At 64.7% G+C, this 21,069-nt stretch carries 16 protein-coding genes and 2 rRNA genes; 13 read left to right on the plus strand and 5 right to left on the minus strand.

All coding sequences use genetic code 11. The features are described 5' to 3' along the window. The 5 genes from QRN59_RS16065 to QRN59_RS16085 all read left to right on the plus strand — a co-directional run. Positions 1-988: ribosomal RNA gene (locus QRN59_RS16065) — 23S ribosomal RNA — on the plus strand; the annotation flags it as partial. Positions 989-1,141: 153 nt separating this feature from the next. Then, positions 1,142-1,258 (plus strand): 5S ribosomal RNA (gene rrf, locus QRN59_RS16070). Between the two features lie 584 nt (positions 1,259-1,842). Next, positions 1,843-2,127, plus strand: a complete 285-nt coding sequence (locus QRN59_RS16075) for an HU family DNA-binding protein (protein ID WP_184739845.1) — start codon at positions 1,843-1,845, stop codon at positions 2,125-2,127. Between the two features lie 106 nt (positions 2,128-2,233). Beyond that, a complete protein-coding gene (locus QRN59_RS16080) occupies positions 2,234-4,399 on the plus strand; it encodes a bifunctional copper resistance protein CopD/cytochrome c oxidase assembly protein (protein ID WP_284983497.1) in 2,166 nt (721 codons plus the stop codon). Next, positions 4,399-6,372 (plus strand): NHL domain-containing thioredoxin family protein, encoded by a 1,974-nt coding sequence (locus tag QRN59_RS16085; protein ID WP_284983498.1) that lies wholly within the window; start codon positions 4,399-4,401, stop codon positions 6,370-6,372. Before QRN59_RS16080 ends, QRN59_RS16085 begins: the two co-directional genes overlap by 1 nt. 56 nt (positions 6,373-6,428) lie before the next feature. On the opposite strand, the gene QRN59_RS16090 is transcribed toward QRN59_RS16085, so the two are convergent. From QRN59_RS16090 to QRN59_RS16100, 3 genes are all read right to left on the minus strand, one after another. Beyond that, positions 6,429-7,421 (minus strand): hypothetical protein, encoded by a 993-nt coding sequence (locus QRN59_RS16090; RefSeq protein WP_284983620.1) that lies wholly within the window; start codon positions 7,419-7,421, stop codon positions 6,429-6,431. A 113-nt stretch (positions 7,422-7,534) separates the two neighbouring features. Next, positions 7,535-9,232, minus strand: coding sequence for a helicase HerA-like domain-containing protein (locus QRN59_RS16095; protein WP_284983499.1), 1,698 nt, complete (start codon positions 9,230-9,232; stop codon positions 7,535-7,537). Between the two features lie 55 nt (positions 9,233-9,287). Next, positions 9,288-9,845, minus strand: coding sequence for a dihydrofolate reductase family protein (locus QRN59_RS16100; RefSeq protein ID WP_284983500.1), 558 nt, complete (start codon positions 9,843-9,845; stop codon positions 9,288-9,290). Positions 9,846-9,889: 44 nt separating this feature from the next. On the opposite strand from QRN59_RS16100, the gene QRN59_RS16105 reads away from it, so the two are divergent. After that, complete coding sequence (locus tag QRN59_RS16105) at positions 9,890-10,468, plus strand: DinB family protein (RefSeq protein WP_284983501.1); 579 nt, start codon at positions 9,890-9,892, stop codon at positions 10,466-10,468. Between the two features lie 51 nt (positions 10,469-10,519). Here the strand turns inward: QRN59_RS16105 and QRN59_RS16110 are convergent, their stop codons facing one another. Together QRN59_RS16110 and QRN59_RS16115 are read right to left on the minus strand one after the other, a co-directional pair. Next, complete coding sequence (locus QRN59_RS16110; protein WP_284983502.1) at positions 10,520-11,041, minus strand: GNAT family N-acetyltransferase; 522 nt, start codon at positions 11,039-11,041, stop codon at positions 10,520-10,522. Positions 11,042-11,097: 56 nt separating this feature from the next. Next, positions 11,098-13,050, minus strand: coding sequence for an FAD/NAD(P)-binding protein (locus QRN59_RS16115; protein WP_284983503.1), 1,953 nt, complete (start codon positions 13,048-13,050; stop codon positions 11,098-11,100). A 263-nt stretch (positions 13,051-13,313) separates the two neighbouring features. Between QRN59_RS16115 and QRN59_RS16120 the strand changes: the two genes are divergently transcribed. The 7 genes from QRN59_RS16120 to QRN59_RS16150 are packed head-to-tail and all read left to right on the plus strand — an operon-like array spanning position 13,314 to position 20,876. Next, the gene (locus QRN59_RS16120) at positions 13,314-14,408 is read left to right on the plus strand and encodes an amino acid ABC transporter permease (RefSeq protein ID WP_284983504.1); all 1,095 of its coding nucleotides are present in this window, start codon (positions 13,314-13,316) and stop codon (positions 14,406-14,408) included. Next, positions 14,405-15,232: an amino acid ABC transporter ATP-binding protein gene (locus QRN59_RS16125; RefSeq protein WP_284983505.1), complete on the plus strand. Its 828-nt coding sequence runs from the start codon at positions 14,405-14,407 to the stop codon at positions 15,230-15,232. The genes QRN59_RS16120 and QRN59_RS16125 overlap by 4 nt, the downstream gene beginning before the upstream one ends. Before the next feature lie 11 nt (positions 15,233-15,243). Beyond that, on the plus strand, positions 15,244-16,242 hold the full coding sequence (locus tag QRN59_RS16130) for an ABC transporter substrate-binding protein (RefSeq protein ID WP_284983506.1): 999 nt from the start codon (positions 15,244-15,246) through the stop codon (positions 16,240-16,242). Beyond that, entirely contained in the window at positions 16,239-17,399 is a 1,161-nt protein-coding gene (locus QRN59_RS16135) for an LLM class flavin-dependent oxidoreductase (RefSeq protein WP_284983507.1), read from the plus strand. Before QRN59_RS16130 ends, QRN59_RS16135 begins: the two co-directional genes overlap by 4 nt. Continuing rightward, positions 17,383-18,246, plus strand: a complete 864-nt coding sequence (locus QRN59_RS16140; RefSeq protein WP_284983508.1) for a DUF1684 domain-containing protein — start codon at positions 17,383-17,385, stop codon at positions 18,244-18,246. The genes QRN59_RS16135 and QRN59_RS16140 overlap by 17 nt, the downstream gene beginning before the upstream one ends. Continuing rightward, positions 18,243-19,469: an LLM class flavin-dependent oxidoreductase gene (locus tag QRN59_RS16145; protein ID WP_284983509.1), complete on the plus strand. Its 1,227-nt coding sequence runs from the start codon at positions 18,243-18,245 to the stop codon at positions 19,467-19,469. The genes QRN59_RS16140 and QRN59_RS16145 overlap by 4 nt, the downstream gene beginning before the upstream one ends. 9 nt (positions 19,470-19,478) lie before the next feature. Next, the gene (locus QRN59_RS16150) at positions 19,479-20,876 is read left to right on the plus strand and encodes an NtaA/DmoA family FMN-dependent monooxygenase (protein WP_284983510.1); all 1,398 of its coding nucleotides are present in this window, start codon (positions 19,479-19,481) and stop codon (positions 20,874-20,876) included. Positions 20,877-21,069 lie beyond the last annotated feature (193 nt).

Below are 21,069 nucleotides of genomic sequence, written 5' to 3' on the forward strand. Positions count from 1 at the left end.
ACCATCCTAAGGTAGCGAAATTCCTTGTCGGGTAAGTTCCGACCTGCACGAATGGAGTAACGACTTCCCCGCTGTCTCAACCATAAACTCGGCGAAATTGCAGTACGAGTAAAGATGCTCGTTACGCGCAGCAGGACGGAAAGACCCCGAGACCTTTACTATAGTTTGGTATTGGTGTTCGGAGTGGCTTGTGTAGGATAGGTGGGAGACGTTGAAGCCCGGACGCCAGTTCGGGTGGAGTCATCGTTGAAATACCACTCTGGTCACTTTGGACATCTAACTTCGGCCCGTGATCCGGGTCAGGGACAGTGCCTGATGGGTAGTTTAACTGGGGCGGTTGCCTCCTAAAAAGTAACGGAGGCGCCCAAAGGTTCCCTCAGCCTGGTTGGCAATCAGGTGTCGAGTGTAAGTGCACAAGGGAGCTTGACTGTGAGAGAGACATCTCAAGCAGGGACGAAAGTCGGGACTAGTGATCCGGCGGTACATTGTGGAATGGCCGTCGCTCAACGGATAAAAGGTACCTCGGGGATAACAGGCTGATCTTGCCCAAGAGTCCATATCGACGGCATGGTTTGGCACCTCGATGTCGGCTCGTCGCATCCTGGGGCTGGAGTAGGTCCCAAGGGTTGGGCTGTTCGCCCATTAAAGCGGTACGCGAGCTGGGTTTAGAACGTCGTGAGACAGTTCGGTCCCTATCCGCTGCGCGCGCAGGAAATTTGAGAAGGGCTGTCCTTAGTACGAGAGGACCGGGACGGACGAACCTCTGGTGTGTCAGTTGTACTGCCAAGTGCACCGCTGATTAGCTACGTTCGGATGGGATAACCGCTGAAAGCATCTAAGCGGGAAGCTCGCTTCAAGATGAGATTTCCAAACACCTCGTGTGTGAGAGGCCCCCAGCCAGACCACTGGGTTGATAGGCCGGATGTGGAAGACAGGACTAAAGACTGTTGAAGCTGACCGGTACTAATAGGCCGACAACTTACACCACACAAACACGATCACTGCTTGCGTCCACTATGTGGTTCCCGAACAACAACCCGGCACCGGTTTGTTCGCCCAGGAACCAACAACTGAATAACAACACCACAGTTGTAACCACAGTCTTCCCACCCCGCACCCGTGCGGGGACGGGTAACAGGGTTACGGCGGTCATAGCGTGGGGGAAACGCCCGGTCCCATTCCGAACCCGGAAGCTAAGACCCACAGCGCCGATGGTACTGCACCCGGGAGGGTGTGGGAGAGTAGGACACCGCCGGACAACCATTAACGGCCAGGCCCCGACACACCATGTCGGGGCCTGACCCATTTAACCACCCCCAACACGCCCCGGCTCACCTATCAACGGTTGTCGGCGGACGCCCGCTCACGTATGTGCCGGTTTCCACGGATCCCGGCTCACGTATGAAGGGTTGCGGGCCGACCCCGCTCACCTATGAGCCGGACCGGACCCCAGGCCTCCACCCGCCCTCAGCAGAAATGAGCGGGCGTCCGGGGAAAGCCCGGCATATGTGAGCGGGCGTCCCGCCCGGACCCGCTATATGTGAGCGGGCGTCCGGCCGGGACCGGCTATATGTGAGCGCGCGACCCGCCCGGACCCGCCATATGTGAGCGGGCGTCCGGCCCGCACCCGCCCATATGTGAGCGGGCGTCCGGGGGTCGGGGAGTTCGCCCGCGGCGGAATTGACCCCCAAAAGCGCCCGAAATAGGGTGAATTTGGTCAAAAAAGCGCGGAAACACGCGGAATTTGCTGGCCGCGCCCTCCCAAGCTGGTAAGTTTTCGAACAGTGGCTCGCACGCATGCCGTGTGTGAGCTCCAAAATCGTAAAGTCCAGGAGGACACAAATGGCTAAGAACCGTAGCGAACTGGTTTCCGAGGTTGCTGGCAAGGCTGGCACCAGCCAGGCTGCAGTCAACTCCGTGCTCGATGCCCTGTTCGAAGTTTTCGAGACTTCCGTCGCCGCTGGCGAGAAGATCACCATTCCGGGCTGGCTCGCCATCGAGCGCACCGACCGCGCAGCCCGCACGGGCCGCAACCCGCAGACCGGCGAGACCATCCAGATCGCCGCTGGCCACAGCGTCAAGCTGACCGCCGGCTCCAAGCTGAAGGCAGCTGTCGCCAAGAAGTAAGACACTTCGGCGAACGCCTAGGAAAGGCGGCAACCTGCGGGTTGCCGCCTTTCTGCTTTAATCCGCCCGATTCGCCGCGCCGCCGACGTTAGCGGACAATGGATAGGTGCCATCAGCCAAAACTCCCGCCACTGCCCCTTCGCCCGCTTCCAAGCCGGGAACCAAGGCAGGCGCTGCCATGGAAGGCATCTCCTTGCCGTGGCAGCTGGCGGGCTTCGCTGCGCTCCTCCTGGCTCTCGCGGGCGCCCTGATCTTCTCAGGCGCCTCGGCCGCGCGACAGGTCTCTGATCCAGGCGCCTTGGTCCGCTGGGGGCTGCCCGTCGCCAAAGCGATTCACAACGTGTCCTTGGCGACTGTGATCGGCGGACTGATCTTCGCCGTCGTTATCCTTCCCAAGCACGTATCCCGGTCCAGGGGCGACGATGCCCCTGAACACCCCGCATTCACCCGCGCCTTGGCTGTAGCGGCAGCAGCAGGCGCCGCCTGGACGCTCTCCGCCGTCGCGGTCCTTGTGCTGACGTACGCGGATGTGGCCGGGCAGAGCCTCTCCGGGGACGCGCAGTTCACTGCTTCCCTCGTCTATTTCATGACGGATATCCAGACGGGCCAGGCGTGGCTCGCGGTGACGATCATCGCGGCGATTGTCACGACGGCGTTGTTCGGCGTCCGCTCGTTGGCGGGACTCGCGATGACGCTCGTCCTGGCCCTGGGCGGACTGGTGCCGAGCGCGCTGATCGGCCACTCCGCGAGTTCCAGCGACCATGAGGGTGCCATCAATTCGCTCGGCCTTCACTTGGTGGGCGTGTCCACTTGGGTGGGCGGCATCATCATGCTTGCTGTCCTGTCGAGCCTCCTACGGGGTTCCAAGGCAACAGGCACCAAGGACATTACAGAGCAGACGCTCCGCCGGTTCTCCCCTCTGGCAGGCTTTGCCTTCGTGCTGGTCTTCGCCTCGGGCGTCGTCAACGCGAGCATTCGCGTCACAAGCTTTTCGGCTTTGGTCGGCACCCCCTATGGGCAGATCATCCTGGCGAAGGCGCTGGCCACTGTTGTCCTCGGTGGCATTGGTTTCATGCACCGCCAGTGGGTGATTCCGCAGTTGGGCCGCAAGTCCATGACTACGCGTCGCGTGCTATGGCAGCTGGTGTTGGTTGAACTCCTGGTGATGGGCGCGACGTCGGGACTCGCCGTCGCGCTGGCCAGTTCGGCACCGCCGCTGCCCACCACTTACGCGCCGGACGCCTCGCCGGCCTTTATCCTGTCCGGTTACGAGCTGCCGCCCGAACTGACGCCCGCGCGCTGGTTGACCGAGTGGCGCTTCGACTGGCTTTGGGTGGCTGTGGCCCTCTTCGGCGCGGCGAGCTACATCCTCGGCGTGGTCAAGGTCCGCCGCCGCGGTGACTCCTGGTCATGGTTCCGTGCCGCTAACTGGATGATCGGCCTGGTGGTCCTGACCTACATCACGTCCGGACCGCCGTCGGTCTACGGCCGCATACTGTTCTCCGCGCACATGGTGGACCACATGGCATTGACGATGGTGGCCCCGCTGTTCCTTGTCCTGGGTTCGCCGGTCACGTTGGCATTGCGGGCCCTGCCGTCACGCGGCGAAGGATCGCGCGGGGACGGCTCCCGTGGCCTGCGCGAATGGCTCCTGGTGTTTGTGCACTCGAAGTTCTCCCAAGTGGTGACGCACCCGCTGTTTGCCGCCGCGAACTTTGCCGGCTCGATCGTCCTGTTCTACTTCTCGGACGCGTTCGGCTGGGCGATGCGTGAGCACGTGGGCCATGAACTGATGAACCTGCACTTCCTGCTGACCGGCTACATCTTTGTCCTCACCATGATCGGCACCGACCCGTTGCCCCGACGGGCGCCCTACCCGATGCGTTTGCTCCTCTTGCTCGCCACGATGGGCTTCCACGCATTCTTCGGCGTGTCCATCATGGGAGGCACCGGGCTGCTGGCCGCCGACTACTTCGGCAATCTCGGCCGGACCTGGGGACAATCGGCCTTGCTCGACCAGCAGACAGGCGGTGCCGTGGCCTGGGGAATCGGCGAAGTTCCCACCTTGCTGGTGGCCATCGGCGTCGCGGTCATGTGGTCGCGCTCGGATGAGCGGGAGACCAAACGCACCGACCGGGCGGCCGACAGGAATAACGACGCCGACCTTAATGCTTACAACGATATGTTTGCGCGGCTTGCAGACCGCGATGCGAAACTGATTGATCGGGACGTCAAGCAGCCCGAAAGCAAGACCAACCTGGAAGGACGCTGATGAGCGAATCCGTACGCACCCAACTGCGTGTCCGCGCCTCTGAACTGGTGGGCCGTGGCTGGCTCAACACCGGCGGGAAGACCCTGGACCTGGAAGCGCTGCGCGGCAAGATCGTGCTGCTGGACTTCTGGACGTTCTGCTGCATCAACTGCCTGCATGTCCTGGATGAGCTGCGCCCGCTCGAGGAAAAATACTCCGACGTACTGGTGACGGTCGGCGTGCACTCGCCCAAGTTCGAGCACGAAGCCGATCCCGTGGCCCTCGCATCCGCCGTGGAGCGCTACGAGATCCACCACCCCGTCCTGGACGACCCCGAGCTCGCCACGTGGAAGGCCTACACGGCCCGCGCCTGGCCGACACTGGTGGTTGTGGACCCCGAGGGCTACATCGTGGCGCACCTTTCCGGCGAAGGCCACGCAGACGGCCTTGCGGTGCTCCTCGAGGAGCTCGTGGCCGAGCACGAAGCCAAGGGGACCCTCCACCGCGGCGACGGCCCCTACGTGGCTCCCGTCCCGACGTCGGGCACCCTGCGCTTCCCCGGCAAGGCGACCCAGCTGGACAACGGCAACTACTTGGTCGTCGATTCCGGCCACCACCGTTTGGTGGAACTGCGACCGGACCTAGAGACCGTGGAGCGCGTCATCGGCTCCGGAACCAAGGGTTACCTGGACGGCGCGGCGGAAATTGCCCAGTTCAACGAGCCGCAGGGCGTGGCGGTACTCCCGGCGTCGCTGGCTTGGCAGCTCGGTTACGAAGCAGTGGTCGCGGACACCGTGAACCACCGCCTCCGCGGCGTGACGCTCAGCTCGGGCTATGTGCAGACCGTTGCTGGCAACGGCGTACAGCGACTGCTCGACGCCGGCCCTGCCCGGGTGACGGAAAGCGGCGCCGGTGTTTGGGCTGAACACCACGACGCCGGTCCGGCTGACTTCGCGGCCGACGCGATCGACGTCGGGGTACTGGGTGTTGGGACCGGGGTCTCCCTGTCCTCGCCGTGGGACGTGGTGTGGAGCGAGAAGCTGCAGCGCGTTGTCATCGCGATGGCCGGCACGCACCAGATCTTCGCCTTCGAGCCTCTCAGCGGTGAGGTATCCATCCTGGCAGGCTCGGGCCTTGAAGGTTTGCTTAACGGAGCCGCCGAGGAAGCCTGGTTCGCCCAGCCTTCCGGCCTGGCCGTGGATGCGGAAGACAACATCTGGGTGGCCGACTCCGAGACCTCTGCGTTGCGGCGCCTGGTCCTCGGCGAAACCGGTGTGCTCGTTGAGTCGGCCGTGGGCAAGGGCCTGTTCGATTTCGGCTTCCGGGACGGCGAGGCCACCGCAGCTCGCCTGCAGCACCCCCTGGGTGTCACAGTGCTCCCTGATGGCTCCGTCGCCATCGCAGACACCTACAACGGTGCCGTGCGGCGCTACGATCCCGCGACCAAGACGGTTTCCACCCTGGCACGGGGGCTCGCCGAGCCGAGCGACGTCGTCGTGGTCTACCCGGAAGGCGGCGAACCGCTGTTGGTGGTGGTCGAATCCAACAAGCACCAACTGGTCCTGGTTCCCATCCCCAAGGAAGCCCAACAGGTGGACGAGGGGGCATCGCAAACGCAGCGGCCCAAGAGCCCCGTGGCGCCAGGGAACCTGGAGCTCACCGTGCGCTTCACGGCCCCTACCGGCCAGAAGCTCGACGACCGCTGGGGCGACCCTACGCAGCTCAAGATCTCCTCGACCCCGCCCGAGCTGCTGCTTTCGGGTGGTGGTACGTCCGTGGGGCTGCTGCGGACCCTCGAGCTGTCCGCGGACGTGCCTGAGGGGATCCTCCACATTACGGCCCGGGCGGCTGCGTGTGATGGCCCGGAGACCGAGGACGGAGAAATCCCCGATCACGCCGCGTGCCACCTCTACCAGCAAGACTGGGGCATCCCCGTGGTCCTGCAGGCCGACGGGGACTCCGAACTGGTGCTTGACCTGCGCGGGATGGACTAGGCCGGGGTTGGCGCGGCTTTTGCCGCGTGACGCAGGGCCGTTAACAAAGGCGCAGCCTAGAAGCTCACCAGCGGGGTGACCGTGATGGTGTCCGCCCCTATGTCCAGACGCGTGGTGAAGCTGAAGTCGTGAACGGCGCTGAGGTCGCCGACGAGCCCGCTGAAGAGGTCGATTTCCCGGGCTGTTACCTTGGCTTTGCCGTTGAGGGGCGCCACGACCCACTCTCCGTTAAAGGGGTCGATGCTGACCTTGGGATACTCCGTGATCTGCCATTTGATGGTGCCATCCACCACCCGGCTGTTGGTCACGTGGTAGAACGGGCAGTCGGGCTGGAGCTTTTGCTGCTTGGTGGCGTCAGCGGCGCAGGTGTCCAGGAATTCCTTGACCTTGTCGCTCACCACCTTGATCATGGCGTCCGTGGGCTTGGTCAGAAGGTTGAGGGGTGCCTGAGGTAGGGCTCCTGTGGTCACCGACGTGCTGGTAGTCGGCGCCGAGAAATATTTGCCGGTGAGGCTGGCTTCGTACTGGCCCGGATAAAACACGGCAAAGCTGTTGCGGCCATTGGGCAAGTTCACCGGGACGCCGTTCAGCGTCGCCTCGTTGGCGTTCACCACGGTGACCTCGATCGTCGGCAAGGATGACGGCACGAAGGACCACTTGCCGAAGAACAGCCACTCGGTGCCCGTCCGTTCAAGCAGGAAGTCCGAGTGCAGCGCCTTGCCGTCGATCTGATAATCCATGGGGACCGTCACCCGGTTGCCGCCACGGGATTCGGCGTTGCCGAGTTTGACATCGGTGATTTTCGACGCCGCCGTCTGCAGGGCGGTACCGTCCAGCATGGCGGCATTGGCGTTGGGCACGGACGCGTGCAGGAGCCCGAGGGCTTCCCCGCCATGGCCCTTCTGGAGGGCCGAAAGGTAATCGCGCACTTGCTGCTGCGGGCTGGCGATGGAGTTGCTCACCAGGTTGACGGAAACGATCGCAGCGGCCACGGCAAGCATCAGACCGAGCAGCCACCCGGCCGCGGTCTTGACCAACGCTTGACTCAACTGCACGCCCTTTACGTTACCCGCCGGTTCGGCAATACCTCGTCATCCCTTCCCTCACGTGACGACTGAACCTGCTTTGGGGGAGGGGCCCGACGGCGGGCGGCAGCTCCGCTCTAGCGGCGCCGGCGCGATGAGGTTCCGAACACTCCGCGGAGCAGTTCCCGGCCGAGTTGCGTGCCGAAGGACCGTGCCATGCTCTTGATCCCGCCGCCGAGCGCACCGCCTAGGACGCCTGCGAGATCGCCCATCATCCGGTCTTGCTGCGGTGCGGGTGCCGGTGCATTCGCCGGCGAAGCGGGCGGCCACTCTACGGGGGCGGAGCCTGGCAGTGGACGGTTGCTGGGACGGCCAAGGATCTCTTCCTCGATCCGGCGGGCGTCGGCATCCACGGCACGGAGGTCAAGGGAGGCAGGTACCGGAGGCTGACCTGGCGCTGCCTCTCCCGTGGCGGGTGCGGTCGCTTTGCCGCTGAGTTTCTCGTAGGCCGAAATATTGTCCACGGCCGTGCCGTACTTCGGCAGCAGCGGGGAAGCTGCGATGGTGCTGCCGATCAGCTCGTCCGTGCTGGGTCCCATCACGGATTCCGGAGCACGCAGCTTCGTGAGCGCCACGGGCGTGGGCGCACCCCTTTCGTTCATGACGGTGATGACCGCTTCGCCGATACCGGCCGAGGTGAGGGTTTCCTCAAGGTCGTAGTCGCTCACCGGGAACGTGGACACGGTGGCCTTGAGCGCTTTGGCGTCCTCCGGGGTGAACGCGCGCAGGGCGTGCTGGACCCGGTTGGCAAGCTGGCCGAGGACGGCGACAGGAACATCCTTGGGTGTCTGGGTGACGAAGAATATCCCGACCCCCTTGGACCGGATGAGCCGTACCGTGGTGGTGATGGCTTCGAGGAAGGCCTTGGATGCGCCGGTGAAGAGCAAATGGGCTTCGTCGAGGAAGAACACCAGCTTGGGCTTGTCCAGGTCTCCCGCCTCGGGCAGGTTTTCGAACAGGTCCGCAAGCAGCCACATGAGGAACGTCGAGAACAGCATGGGTTTGGTCTGGAGCGTCGGCAATTCGAGGCAACTGATCACGCCGCGGCTGTCCGGGGCCGTGCGGAGAAGTTCCGCGGTATCGAATTCCGGCTCGCCAAAGAACTTCTCCATGCCTTGGGCCTCGAGATTCACGAGCTCGCGCAGGATGACGCCGGCCGTGGCCTTGGATAGTCCGCCGAGGTCCTCGAGTTCAGCCTTGCCCTCGTCCGAGGTCAGGAACTGGATGACTGCCCGCAGGTCTTTGAGGTCGATCAGTTCCAGTTTTCTCTGGTCGGCGAAGTGGAAGATCAGCTGCAGGCTGGATTCCTGGGTGTCGTTGAGCTCCATGATGCGTGAAAGCAGAATCGGGCCGAACGAGGTGATCGTTGCGCGGACGGGAACGCCGTTGCCATCGCCGCCCAGCGAGAGAAACTCGACTGGAAAAGCCTTGCCCACCCACTGTTGGCCGAGGCTCGCGGTGCGCGCCGTGAGTTTTTCGGTGGCCGTCGCGGCGGTGGCGAGTCCTGAAAGGTCTCCTTTGATGTCCGCCAGGAAGACGGGGACCCCGGCGGTGGAGAGCTGTTCTGCCATCATGTGCAGGGTGACGGTCTTGCCGGTGCCCGTGGCCCCGGCCACCAAGCCGTGCCGGTTCATCATGGACAGTGGCAACCGGACTTGCGCTTCTTTGTGGACTTCACCGTCGACGATGGCGGCACCTAGCTCGATCGTGGCGCCATCGAGGGTGTATCCCTGCTGGATCGTAGCGATTTTTTCAGCTGTGGATTTCTTGGCCATGCGCATAGCCTAGTGGTGCAGGGCCGCGGTTTGGCCGAAGAATTTGCCTGACTGCTTATGCCCGCTTGGCGTACCTGAGGTAGACGACGCCGTTGCCAAAGCGATGTTCATCCAACAGCTCAAGGGCCAGGCCCACGCCGTCGGGGAGGAATTGTTTGCCGCCTCCGACGACCACCGGCGTGAGGAAGAGACAGAACTCGTCCACCAGTCCGGCCTTGATGGCTTGGGCTGCTAGGACCGTGCCACCAATGGACATATCCTGCTCGGACGACTCTTTCAGCGCGCGGATGGCTCCGGCGTCGAACTCCCGCTCAAGGCGTGTCTTTGCGGTGGACGGACTTTCCAAGCTTGTGGAATACACGATCTTGTCCGCGGCACGCCAGATCTCCGCGTAGTCCCGCATGACCGGTGGTTCCTCGGAAAGGGACATGTCCTCCCATGCGGACATGACCTCGTACATTCGCCTGCCATAGAGGTTCGTGCCGATGGGCCGCTCCAAGTCGTTGACGAAGGTGTGCACTTCTTCGTCCGGCATGCTCCAATCGAATTTCCCGTCGGCATCGGCGGTGTAGCCGTCCAGGGACATGATCCCTGCGTAGATCAGTTTCGCCATGCACAGACGGTACACACTCGCGACGGCAACGGTATAGTGCCCGGATGGATGACAAAGGGATTCTGCTCAAATACCTGCGCGCCCGTCGCGGCGAGCTCCTCGCCAAGCTTGACGGACTCGACGAGTACGACGTCCGCCGGCCCATGACCCCCACCGGCACCAATCTCCTGGGATTGGTCAAGCATGTGGCCAGCGTGGAGCTGGGGTACTTCGGGGAAGTCTTTGGCCGGCCCAGCGGCCGGGACTTACCGTGGTTCGCCGACGATGCCGAAGCCGACGCGGACCTGTGGGTTCCCCCGGAAGAGAGCAGGGACGAGATCATCGGACTGCACCGGTTCTCGGCCGAGCACAGCGATGCAACCATCGAGTCGCTCCCACTCGACGCTCGCGGGGAAGTGCCGTGGTGGCCGGAAGAACGCCGACATGTGACGCTCCATCAGATCCTGGTGCACATGTGCGTCGAGACGGCCCAGCACTTGGGTCATGCCGACATACTTCGTGAGCTTATCGACGGTTCGGCAGGGAAAGGCCCCGGGGACCTGAATTTGTCACAGCGAAGCCCCGAAGAATGGGCCGATCACCGGGCCCGGATCGAGGCCGCGGCGCGCCAGGCTGTGGGGTAGCAATCGAGGGGTGAGATCTCGCCCCTTTGAGCGCACGAAAGGGCCGAGATCTCACGCCTCGATGGGCGCCAAGTCCTTCGTGAACGCCAGGTGCTTGATCTCTTCCGGATCCGCGTCGAGGTCGAACAGTGGGGTGTAGCCAGTGGCCAGGTACAGGTTCTTGGCTTCGGGTTGCCGCGGACCGGTGGTGAGGTAGATCCGTCGGTAGCCGCGTCGGGAAGCCTCGGCCTCCAGTTCCGCGAGGACCACGCGGGCCAGCCCACGACGGCGGTGCGCCGAATGCGTCCAGATCCGCTTGAGCTCCGCCGTGCCGGGGTCGTAGCGCCGGAATGCGCCGCCGGCGACGGTTTCGCCGTTCTCCTGCAGGATGAGCAGGGCGCCGTGGGGTGCGGCAAACTCGCCGGCCGGGTACCTGTTGAGCTCCTCGGCTGCGCCACCGCTGCCAAAGAGGTCCCCGTAGCGCGTGGTGTATTCGACGGCGAGTTCGTCCAGGAGGGGCTTGACGCGTGGATCGCGCATCGGCAACGTCAGGACGGAAAGGCCCGACGACGGCAGGGTTGGCGTTGTTGTCATGTCATGCCTTTCGTGAATGTGCCCAACTGACTCGCATTTGTTGTCGTTATGAGGCGTCAAAACGACAACAACTGCGAGTCACTTGGGTGGCTGGTGCGTGGGTGAGGGGCGGACAGTTCGGCCAGGAGGCGACGGGCCAAGGCGTCGTTCTCCCGGAACGGTGCAGCGTTCGTGCCGGGCCGCGCGAACGCACCCGCGCCCCACCCCGAGGTCCAGGGTCCGACGGCGAAGAGGCCCGCCTGCCGTCCGCCGTCGGGAGCCAGGACTTCGTGCGAACTCGAGACCAACAGCTTACCGGTGGAATGTGGGCCGTCCGAGGTGAGGAGTGACTGTTCGGTGCCCCATCCGGCGTCGTGCAGGTCCGCCAGCGCGGGGTTGGCCGATCGCGTCACCGACGGCGACGGCAACCGGGCCTCGATGTACGCCGCCGCGTCCACCACCACGGGCGATTGGAAGGAACCGGCCACGAATCGGCCGCTGGCTTCGTCCGGACGCACCCACATGCCCGGGCCGAGGAACTGCAGCAACCCGGCCCGGTGCAGGGCGAGGATTTCGCGCAGCCGATGGGGCGGCGGCCCGGAATCCACGAAGCTGAAGAAGCCCTGCCACCAACCGTGCACCGCTTGTTGGGAGCGCGAATTCAGCCGCTCCTGCGGGACCAGCCGGCCGAGTTCCATGTAGACGCGGAGCAGGGCCGTGAACAAGGCCAAGGTTTCCGAATGGTCCGGGTTCGTGCGGAGCTTGAGGTCGCGTTCGGTGTAGCCCACCACGGATCTTTGCACGGCGGCATGGTCCGCGAAGGCGCAGCCGCTGAACGGTCGGTCCAGGGCCTCGAGATCGAGCCGGAGGCTCGGGTCCGGGATGGCCGCGGCCACGAGGTCTTCGCGTTCGCGGCTGTACCAATCCAGGGCATCCAAGCACGCCGAAAACTCTTCCCAGCCGCCGTGGACCCGTGCCGGATAGCCTGTGAAGAGCTCGCGGTAATAGGCGTAGCCGGCGTCCTTCGCGATGAGTGGCCATAGCTGGGTCCGGAAATCCAGCTCCTCGTGAACGGCGAGCAGCGATTCCACGGCGGCGGCAGTGAAGTACCGTGGGGCGCCGCCGGGTTCCCCTCGCAGGGTCGACGAGATCTTGGAGTGGTAGGGGACTCCGCGCCGGGAGCCTGCCCAGAGCCGCGGCTCGGCGCCGGACGGCACATACTCCAGGCCGCCGTCGGGCCTGTCTTCGAAGACGCCCCCGCGGCCCTCGAACAAGAGCACCAGAAGGTCCACGAATGCCAGACCCATGCCCGAAACCAGTACGTCCTGACCGGGTGCGATCGCCGAATAATCGACGTCGGTGGTGTACGACGGCGACGCGTGGAACCCGCCGTGGCGGGCGGCGAAATCGGCAAGCCGCGCTGATTCCGGATCGGCCCGGGAGTCTGTATGGCCAAGGGAGTACACCACGAGTTCCGCTTCCAGTGCCTCGTCCGAGGCTAGCCGCACGCGGTATTTCGCACCGCCGTCGGGCCCTGGAGCAAGATGTTCGACGGCGGTGGCCGTGTCCCGGTGGACCGTCACCGTGACGTCCGGGCTGAGTGCCGCGACGGCCCTGCGGAAGAACCACTCGAGGTATCTGCTCTGGAGTTGGCGGCTGGGAAACGAGTCCGGCGTCAGTGCGTGGAGCTGCTCAAGGAGGTGGGGCTCCAACTGCGGGACGTCGCGGATGGAACCTTCCCGCACGCCGGCCGCCCATGCGGCTAGGCCCGGACCGTCCACGGAGGGACCGTCGCAGGCCACGGAACTGTCGGTGAACATCGTGACGTCCGCTGCCGTGGAGTTGAGCAGGAGTCCCGGGCTCTGGTCATAGCGCCAGATCCTCCCGGAACCGGGTTCGTACGGCTCGACGACGTGGATGGAGAGCGGGCCGTCGAAGAGGCCGTGCTTGTTGGCCGCGAGCCGTTCGAGGATGCCGGCTGAGCGCGGACCACCGCCGATGAACACGATGGTGGGGGCGAAGGACGGCATGGCAACTCCTGTTGGCGGTGGCTGGTGGTACCCGAGCCTAGGGACGTGGCGGGGCCTTGGTCGAGGCGCTGGTAACGGCCGTTCACGACGCGTCACGGTGCTTCAACAAGCGCAAAGAACGGACTCATATGGCTCCGCGTGAAGCCGCGCGAAGCGCCATGAACCCCCATGAAGAAGTACAAAAATCCGCCTTGCAGCCGCTTCGAACGCGCCCCTAGATTGGCAGCCATCCGATAAACAAGCGATACGAAGCGAGGTGGCGCATGAGTTCAGCAGCAACCACAGTGGCGCAGTCCGCACAGCAATCTGCACCGGAACCGGCGCCCGGCGCCTTTTTGGAACACAGCGCCGCCGCAGAAGGCCGGACGGCGGACGCTGCCCACAGTGCCGCAGCCCACAGTGCCGCAGCCCACAGTGCCGCCGCCCTGCCCGCAGCCGACTACTCCGGCTACAAACTGGTCCCGGCCAGGCAACCATGGCGCTGGGTAGGCACCGTGCTGGTGGCGCTTGGCGTCGTCGCAGTGGCCTGGTCCCTGGCGACGAACCCGCGATGGGAATGGGGCGTGGTGGCGCAATGGTTTACCGCGCAGTCCGTGGTGAACGGCCTCGTGGAGACACTCAAGCTGACAGCCATCTCCGGCGCGCTTGGCTTTGTCCTCGGCTTTATCCTGGCGCTCATGAGGCTCTCGGCCTCGCCGCTCCTGGTCTCGGTGTCCTGGACGTTCTCCTGGATCTTCCGCTCCACGCCGTTGTTGGTGCAGATGCTGCTTTGGTACAACCTGGGCTACCTGTACGAGAAAATCAGCTTGGGTCTCCCCTTCACGGATATCCGCTTCTTCGAGGTCCAGACCACCACGCTCATCAGCCAATTCGCGGCGGCCGTCCTGGGCCTGACCCTCAACCAGGCGGCGTACTCGGCGGAAATCATCCGCGGTGGCATCCTCTCGGTGGACCAGGGCCAGCTCGAGGCAGCCGCGGCCCTGGGCATTCCGGCATGGCGACGCTCCACCAGGATCGTCTTGCCGCAGGCCATGCGGGCCATCCTGCCCACCGCTTTCAACGAGATCATCGGCCTGGTCAAGGGAACATCGATCGTCTACGTCCTTGCCTACTCTGAGCTCTTCTACACGGTGCAGGTCATCTATAACCGCACCCAGCAGGTCCTTCCGCTGCTCCTGGTGGCGACCCTCTGGTATGTGGCGATTACCTCGGTCCTGAGTGTCTTCCAGTACTACATCGAGCGCCATTACTCGAAGGGCGCGGTTCGCAACCTGCCGCTCACTCCGTTGCAGAAGGCAAGGAAGTTCTTTTCCACCCACGCAGCCGTGAACCTTGACCGAGCGAAGGATGCCCGATGAGTACCGCCGAAAGCCCGACGACGGCGCCGCCCGCCGCCGCTGCAACCCGCGGCCACGTGGAAATCACCAACGTCCGCAAGTCCTTTGGGGCCACGGAAGTCCTCAAAGGTGTGTCCCTGACGGTGCCGCCCGGCGGAGTCGCAGTGATCGTGGGGCCCTCCGGCTCGGGGAAATCAACCCTCCTGCGGACCATCAACCACTTGGAAAAGGTGGACGGCGGGTACATCACCATCGATGGCCAATTGGTGGGCTATCAGGTCCGGGGAAACAGGCTACACGAATTGCGCGAGAAGGACATCCTCAAGCAGCGCACGGACATCGGCATGGTGTTCCAGAACTTCAACCTGTTCCCGCACCTCACCGCACTGGAAAACGTGACCGAAGCACCCGTCGTCGCGCTCCACCGGAACAAAGCCGAAGCGCGCAAGCGTGCGCTGGAACTCCTGGACCGCGTGGGCCTCAAGGACCGGGCCGATGCCTATCCACGGCAATTGTCCGGCGGCCAGCAACAGCGCGTTGCCATCGCACGGGCGCTGGCCCTTGACCCCAAGATCCTGCTCTTCGACGAACCGACCTCGGCGCTGGATCCGGAGCTGGTCAACGAGGTTCTGGACGTCATCCGCGAACTCGCCACCTCGGGCACCACGTTGATCATCGTCACGCACGAAATGGGCTTCGCCCGCGACGTTGCAGACACCGTCGTCTTCATGGACGAAGGCCAGATCGTGGAGCACGGCATTCCCCGGGAGATCTTCGCGAATCCCCGTGAACCCCGGACGCGGAGCTTTTTCTCCAAGGTCATCGAACCAGCTTTCAACATTTGAGGAATTCCTAAATGCCACGCATCAAAACCAGGCTTCTGGCGCTCGCAATGCTGCCCGCCGTCGTAATCCCGGCGCTCGCCGCTTGCTCCGACCCCGGCGCGTCCGCTGCTGGTGCCAGCCCGTCCGCGAGTAATGCCCGCAATGGCGTCGTCTACAACACCTCGCCCGAGCAGAACCGCATCCGGGCGCAGAAGGATCCCACCGCGGCAGCCGCGGTTCCCGCTGAGATCGGCAAGGACGGCAAACTGACGGTTGCCACAACGGCCGGATCCATCCCGCTGTCCTTCCACGCCACGGATGACAAGACCCCGATCGGCGTCGAGGTGGACATCGCCCAGCTCGTGGCCGACAAGCTGGGGCTCGCGCTGGACGTGCAGGTCACCTCCTGGGAGAACTGGCCGCTCAAGACGCAGTCGGGGGATTTCGAAGCCGTGTTCTCGAATGTCGGCATCAACAAGGACCGGGTGAAACTGTTCGACTTCTCCACATACCGCGCCGCCTACATGGGCTTCGAGGCCAAGAAGTCGTCGACGTACAACATCAAGGGCGCGGATGACATCTCCGGGCTGAAGGTCTCGGTGGGTTCGGGAACCAACCAGGAGAAGATCCTCCTTGCCTGGAACAAGGACCTTGAGTCCCGCGGCAAGGCTCCGGCAACCCTGCAGTACTACTCCTCCGACGCCGACACCATCCTGGCGCTCTCCTCCGGCCGGACAGACTTGAACATCGGGCCCTACCCGTCCGTGTCCTACCGGGAAAATACCCGGAACGACCTGAAAGTGGTGGGCAAAGTCAATGCCGGCTGGCCCTCCGAGACCCTCGTCGCAGCTACCACCCTCAAAGGCAACGGCCTGGCGCCGGCCATCACGGGTGCACTGAATTCGGCCATCAAGGACGGTTCCTACGGCAAGGTCCTGGATCGCTGGGGGCTGACCGAGGAAGCCCTGCCGGAATCCAAAACCGTGACCGAGGCCAACTTCGGGAGTGCCCAGACAGGGAAAACACAGTGAAGTTCCAAGTACTCGATATCATTCCGCACCTGAAGAACCCGGTAACCGGGGAAATTGTCTCGACGGCGGAGCGGCTCAACCAGGTGGTGGAGACTGCCCGCCGGGCCGAGGAGCTGGGTTTTGACAGTTTCGCGCTGGGGGAGCGGCACGCGGGAGAGTTCATCTCTTCGTCCCCGACGACGGTCCTCGCCGCGATCGCGGCCGTCACCAGCCGCATCAGGCTCCAGACCGGCGTCACCGTTTTGTCCGTTCTCGATCCCGTGCGGGTGGCCGAAGACTATGCCACGATCGACCAATTGAGCCGGGGCCGCCTCGAAGTCGTGATCGGCAAAGGCAACGAAGTGCTGCAGTACCCTCTGTTCGGGCTTTCGCTCGATGACCAGTGGGAGCTGCTTGCCGAAAAATATGGACTGTTGCGGCGGCTGTGGCGGGAGGATAACGTCACGTGGTCCGGCCGTTTCCGGCCCGCATTGACCGAAGCGACCACGACGACGCCGCGACCGTTTGCAGGTTCGCCGCGGATTTGGCACGGCTCGGCTACAACCCTGACCTCCGCCGCCCTCGCCGCCCAATGGGGCGACCCGCTTTTCACCGCCAACGCCATCCAGCCTCGGGAGAACTACAAGGTCCTGATCGACCACTACCGCGAGGAATACGAACGCCACGGTCACGATCCGCGCCACCAGTACCTCGGCTCGGGTTCCGGCGCAGGCGGCGTCTTCATCGCGGACACCACGCAGGAAGCCAAGCGCCAGTTCGGACCGGTCTACGAGGCCCTCACGATTGGACGTAACGTCCCGGGCAACAATTCGCCGTTCCGGGACATCGACCACGCCGTGGCTGAAGGTCCTGCGCTGGTGGGCAGCCCGGAGCAGGTCATCGACAAGATCCTGAGCTACCACTCGCTCTACGGCCATGATCTGCAGTCCATTTCCTTACCCACCACGCTGCCTTTCGAACAGCAACTGGAGATCCTTGAGCGGTTCGCGCTCGAAGTCATCCCGGCCGTCCGCGCCGCCGCGCCCACCACGTTGTGGGAAGTTGCGGATCCCTTCGGCGGGCGTCCGGAATTCGCCGGGGCCGCGTCACCGGACGCAGCCGGAACCGTCACCGCAGACCACGCAAGCTACAGGAGGAATCATGCCTACGCCCACTGAAACGGCTGCCCCCACCACCGCGGCCTTCACCGCCGCGTGGCAGGAATGGCACGCCGCGCACGAGCGCCACCGCGCCGATCCGCACGGATTCCTCGCCGTCACCCACCTGCATTGGCTTGGGCATTCGCATCGGCCTGGCGGCGCAGCTGCTCCCCTGGACGGGGTGCCGGGCACGTGGAGCGTGGAGAACGACGTCGTCACCGTGGTTTTGGGGGCGGGCGAAAGCCTGCTTCGGGACGGCCACGAACTCAACCCAGACGGCGTCGGGACCACCGTCGTTTTCGGCCCGATCGCCGAACGCGACGGCATCAACCTCAAGGCGGGGGACGCCGTCGTCGAACTCGCCAAGCGCGGCGGCGAGTACATCGTCCGGCCGCGGCACCCCGGGAACGCGCTGCTCAATGATTATCGCGGCACACCGGCATACGCGCCCGATGCTTCGTTCGCCGTGAACGGTACGTTCGTGCCGTTCGAGTCTCCACGTCCCACCACGGTAGGCGCCGCCGTTGAGGGCATCCAGCACGTCTACGAAGCGCCGGGCGAGCTCCATTTCACGCTCGCGGGCCAGGACTTGGTTCTGACGGCCTTCAATGGACATGCTCCGGGCACGCTCTCGGTGTTGTTCACGGATGCGACCTCGGGCAAGACCACCTACGCTGCCAACCGTTCGCTCATCGTTGTCCCGGATGCAGACGGCTCCGTGGTGCTTGATTTCAACCGTGCGGTCAACCTGCCGTGCGCCTACACGGACCTCGCCACCTGCCCGCTGCCGCCCGCCGAGAACCGGTTGAGCGTGGCCATCGAAGCCGGCGAACAGATCCCTTACGAAAGGCAGGAACAGCAATGAGCGGCAACCCTCGTCCAGGCCGACCCGGATTCTTGGCCTTGGAGCTCGACGGCGACGGCGCCCACCCAGCTGCCTGGCGCAAAGCCCGGCATGCCCCGGATGAGTTGCTGAACGGTGCGCGGATCCGGAGCACAGTCTTGGCGGCGGAGTCGGCGGGGTTCCATGTGGCGACGTTCGCCGATGGGCGGGTGAGTTCTGGACGTGACATCGCCGGCCGTCTGAACGCCTTGCAGCGGGCCGCCTTCGCCGGGCCCGTGACAAGTTCGATTGTGCTGGTCCCCGAAGTCGACACGGTTTACACCGAGCCCTTCCACGTTTCGACGCAGCTCGCGAGCCTTGACTATGTCTCGGGCGGACGGGCCGGTTGGCTCGTCGCGGCGAGCGGCTCCGCGGAGGAGGCTGCCGCCGTCGGGCGCTCTTTTGCTGAAGGTGCCGCGTTGGCGCAGAAGGCCGCGGCGTCGGTGGAAGTGAGCCGGCGGCTCTGGGATTCCTGGGAGGACGGGGCCGTGATCCGCGACGTGGCCACCGGGCGGTACCTTGACGTCGACAAACTCCATTACGTTGACTTCGAGACGCCAGCGGATTTCCCAGGGCCCGGATATTCCGTGAAGGGACCCTCGATCATTCCGCGTCCGCTGCAGGGGCAGTTGCCCGTGGTTGCGCAGGCCGGCTTGCTTCCTTCGGACGTCGATGTGGTGCTGGTGTCCGCTCCGACGCCTTCACTGCTCGCCGCGGAAGTGGCGGAGGTACATCGGGCTATTGCTGGGGGCGGCGCCGTTGTTGGGGCCGGCCCGGCCCTTGCGGGCGGCGCCGCTGTAGTGGCGGAGCTCGACGTCGTCCTTGACGCGCGCGGGCAAAGCGCCTCCGGGCGGCTCGCCGAACTGGACGCGTTTACTCCGTGGCCCAGTTCCCGAGCGCGCTTCGTCGGCACGGCCGCGGAGCTCGTTGATTTCCTGGCGGAGCTGCTTGTGGTGGCCGACGGCATTCGGCTGCATCCAGCGGTGCTGGACGTAGAGCTCGAGGAGCTGGCGCAGTTGGTGCTGCCCGAGCTTCGGCGCCGCGGGGCGCTTAAGCCTGTTGCCCAGGGCGGCACGTTCCGGGAATTGCTGGGCTTGGATCGTCCAGTGAGCCGTTACGGGGATGCTGGCGCGCTGGCGGCCTTGGGCGCGGCGGCGGGCTTGGGCGCGGCGGCGGGCGCCGCCGTCGTTGGCTCGGAAAACTGAGGAGAGAACATGACACAGCACAACCGTGCTAAATTCCAGCCGAGCGGGAAGATCCAGTTCGGGATCTTCTTCCAGGGCGTCAATTCCGGCACCGTCTGGAAGGCCTCCGAATCCGGTTCGCAGACCGATTTTGAGTCGTTCCGGAGGATCGCCCAGACAGCCGAGCGCGGGCTGTTCGCGGCCTTCTTCCTGGGCGAGGGCCTGCGCTTGCGTGAACACCTCGGCCGTCCCCACGCCTTGGATGTCGCGGGCAGGCCGGACGCGCAGACCACGCTGGCCGCGTTGGCGGCGGTGACGTCCAACATCGGGCTCGTGGCCACGCAGAACACCACGTACAACGATCCAGCCGATCTCGCGCACAGGCTCGCCTCGCTCGACTTGCTCTCCGGCGGCCGCGCGGCGTGGAACGTCGTGACCACGGACAATGCCTGGACCGGGGCCAACTTCCGTCGGGGCGGCTATCTGGACCATGCCGATCGCTATGTCCATGCTGAAGCCTTCGTGGAGACGGCCAAGAGGATCTGGGATTCGTGGGAGGACGGGGCGGTTTCCTCGTCCGTTTCCGCGGATTCCTGGGCGGTTCCATCGCATGTCCGGAGCGTGCACCACTCGGGGCAGCACTATTCCGTGGACGTCACGCCCCGGTTGCCGCGCAGCGCCCAGTACAGGCCAGTGTTGTTCCAAGCCGGCGACTCTCCCGAGGGCCGTGACTTCGCCGCCCGCCAAGCGGATGTCATCTTCTCGGCGCACCCGAAGTTCGACGACGCCGTGGAGTTCCGCGCCGATATCGTCTCGCGCTCCCTGGCAGCTGGACGGGGCGCCAACGACGTCCAGATCATGCCTGCCAGCGAGTTCATCCTCGCGGCGACCGACGAGGAAGCGCGCGAATTGAAGGAATGGGTCCGAAGCCTGCAGATCGGGCCGCAGCAGGCAGTTGCGTATCTCGAACAGTTCTGGGGCCGGGAGCTGTCTGCCTACGATCCCGATGGTCCACTTCCGGAGATCGATCCGGTGGTGGAGGAGACATCCGAGACCCGTGGCAGTGGTTTCCACGGTGCCAAGGCCCGGCAACTCGCCGAGCAGTGGCGCTCCGAGGCCAAGGAGAAGGGACTGTCCATCCGGCAGTTCGTGAGCTCCAGGACTTCCAGGGTGGACGCGACGTTCACGGGATCCTACACAGCCGTGGCCGACACCCTGGCCGAATACGCCCGGGTGGGTGCCGTGGACGGCTTCAACATTTCGCCCTGGCTCGTTCCCACGGGCCTGGATGACATCGTGAACCACCTGGTGCCCGAGCTTCAGGAACGCGGCGTGTACCCCACGGAGTACGCCGGCTCGACCCTCCGCGAAAACCTGGGACTCGCGACGCCGGTGCGTTCAGAGTCGCTGGTTCCGGTGCAGCTTTGAACCTCCATCGATTGCTCCCCACCGGCTCCCAGCCTTCGCAAGCTCAGGCCGGGGCCCTCGCCGGCGTGGGCCCCCGTAAGTGCCGTTTTGCGGGTCCAAAACGGCGTTCCGGGCCCACGCCGGCAGGGTTCCCTGGCCGAACTTGTGAGGCGAGGGGGCCGGTGGGGAGCAACGGACACAGCAATGACGGACT

It is taken from the genome of Arthrobacter sp. efr-133-TYG-118 (genome assembly GCF_030209755.1).
Classification (GTDB): domain Bacteria; phylum Actinomycetota; class Actinomycetes; order Actinomycetales; family Micrococcaceae; genus Arthrobacter.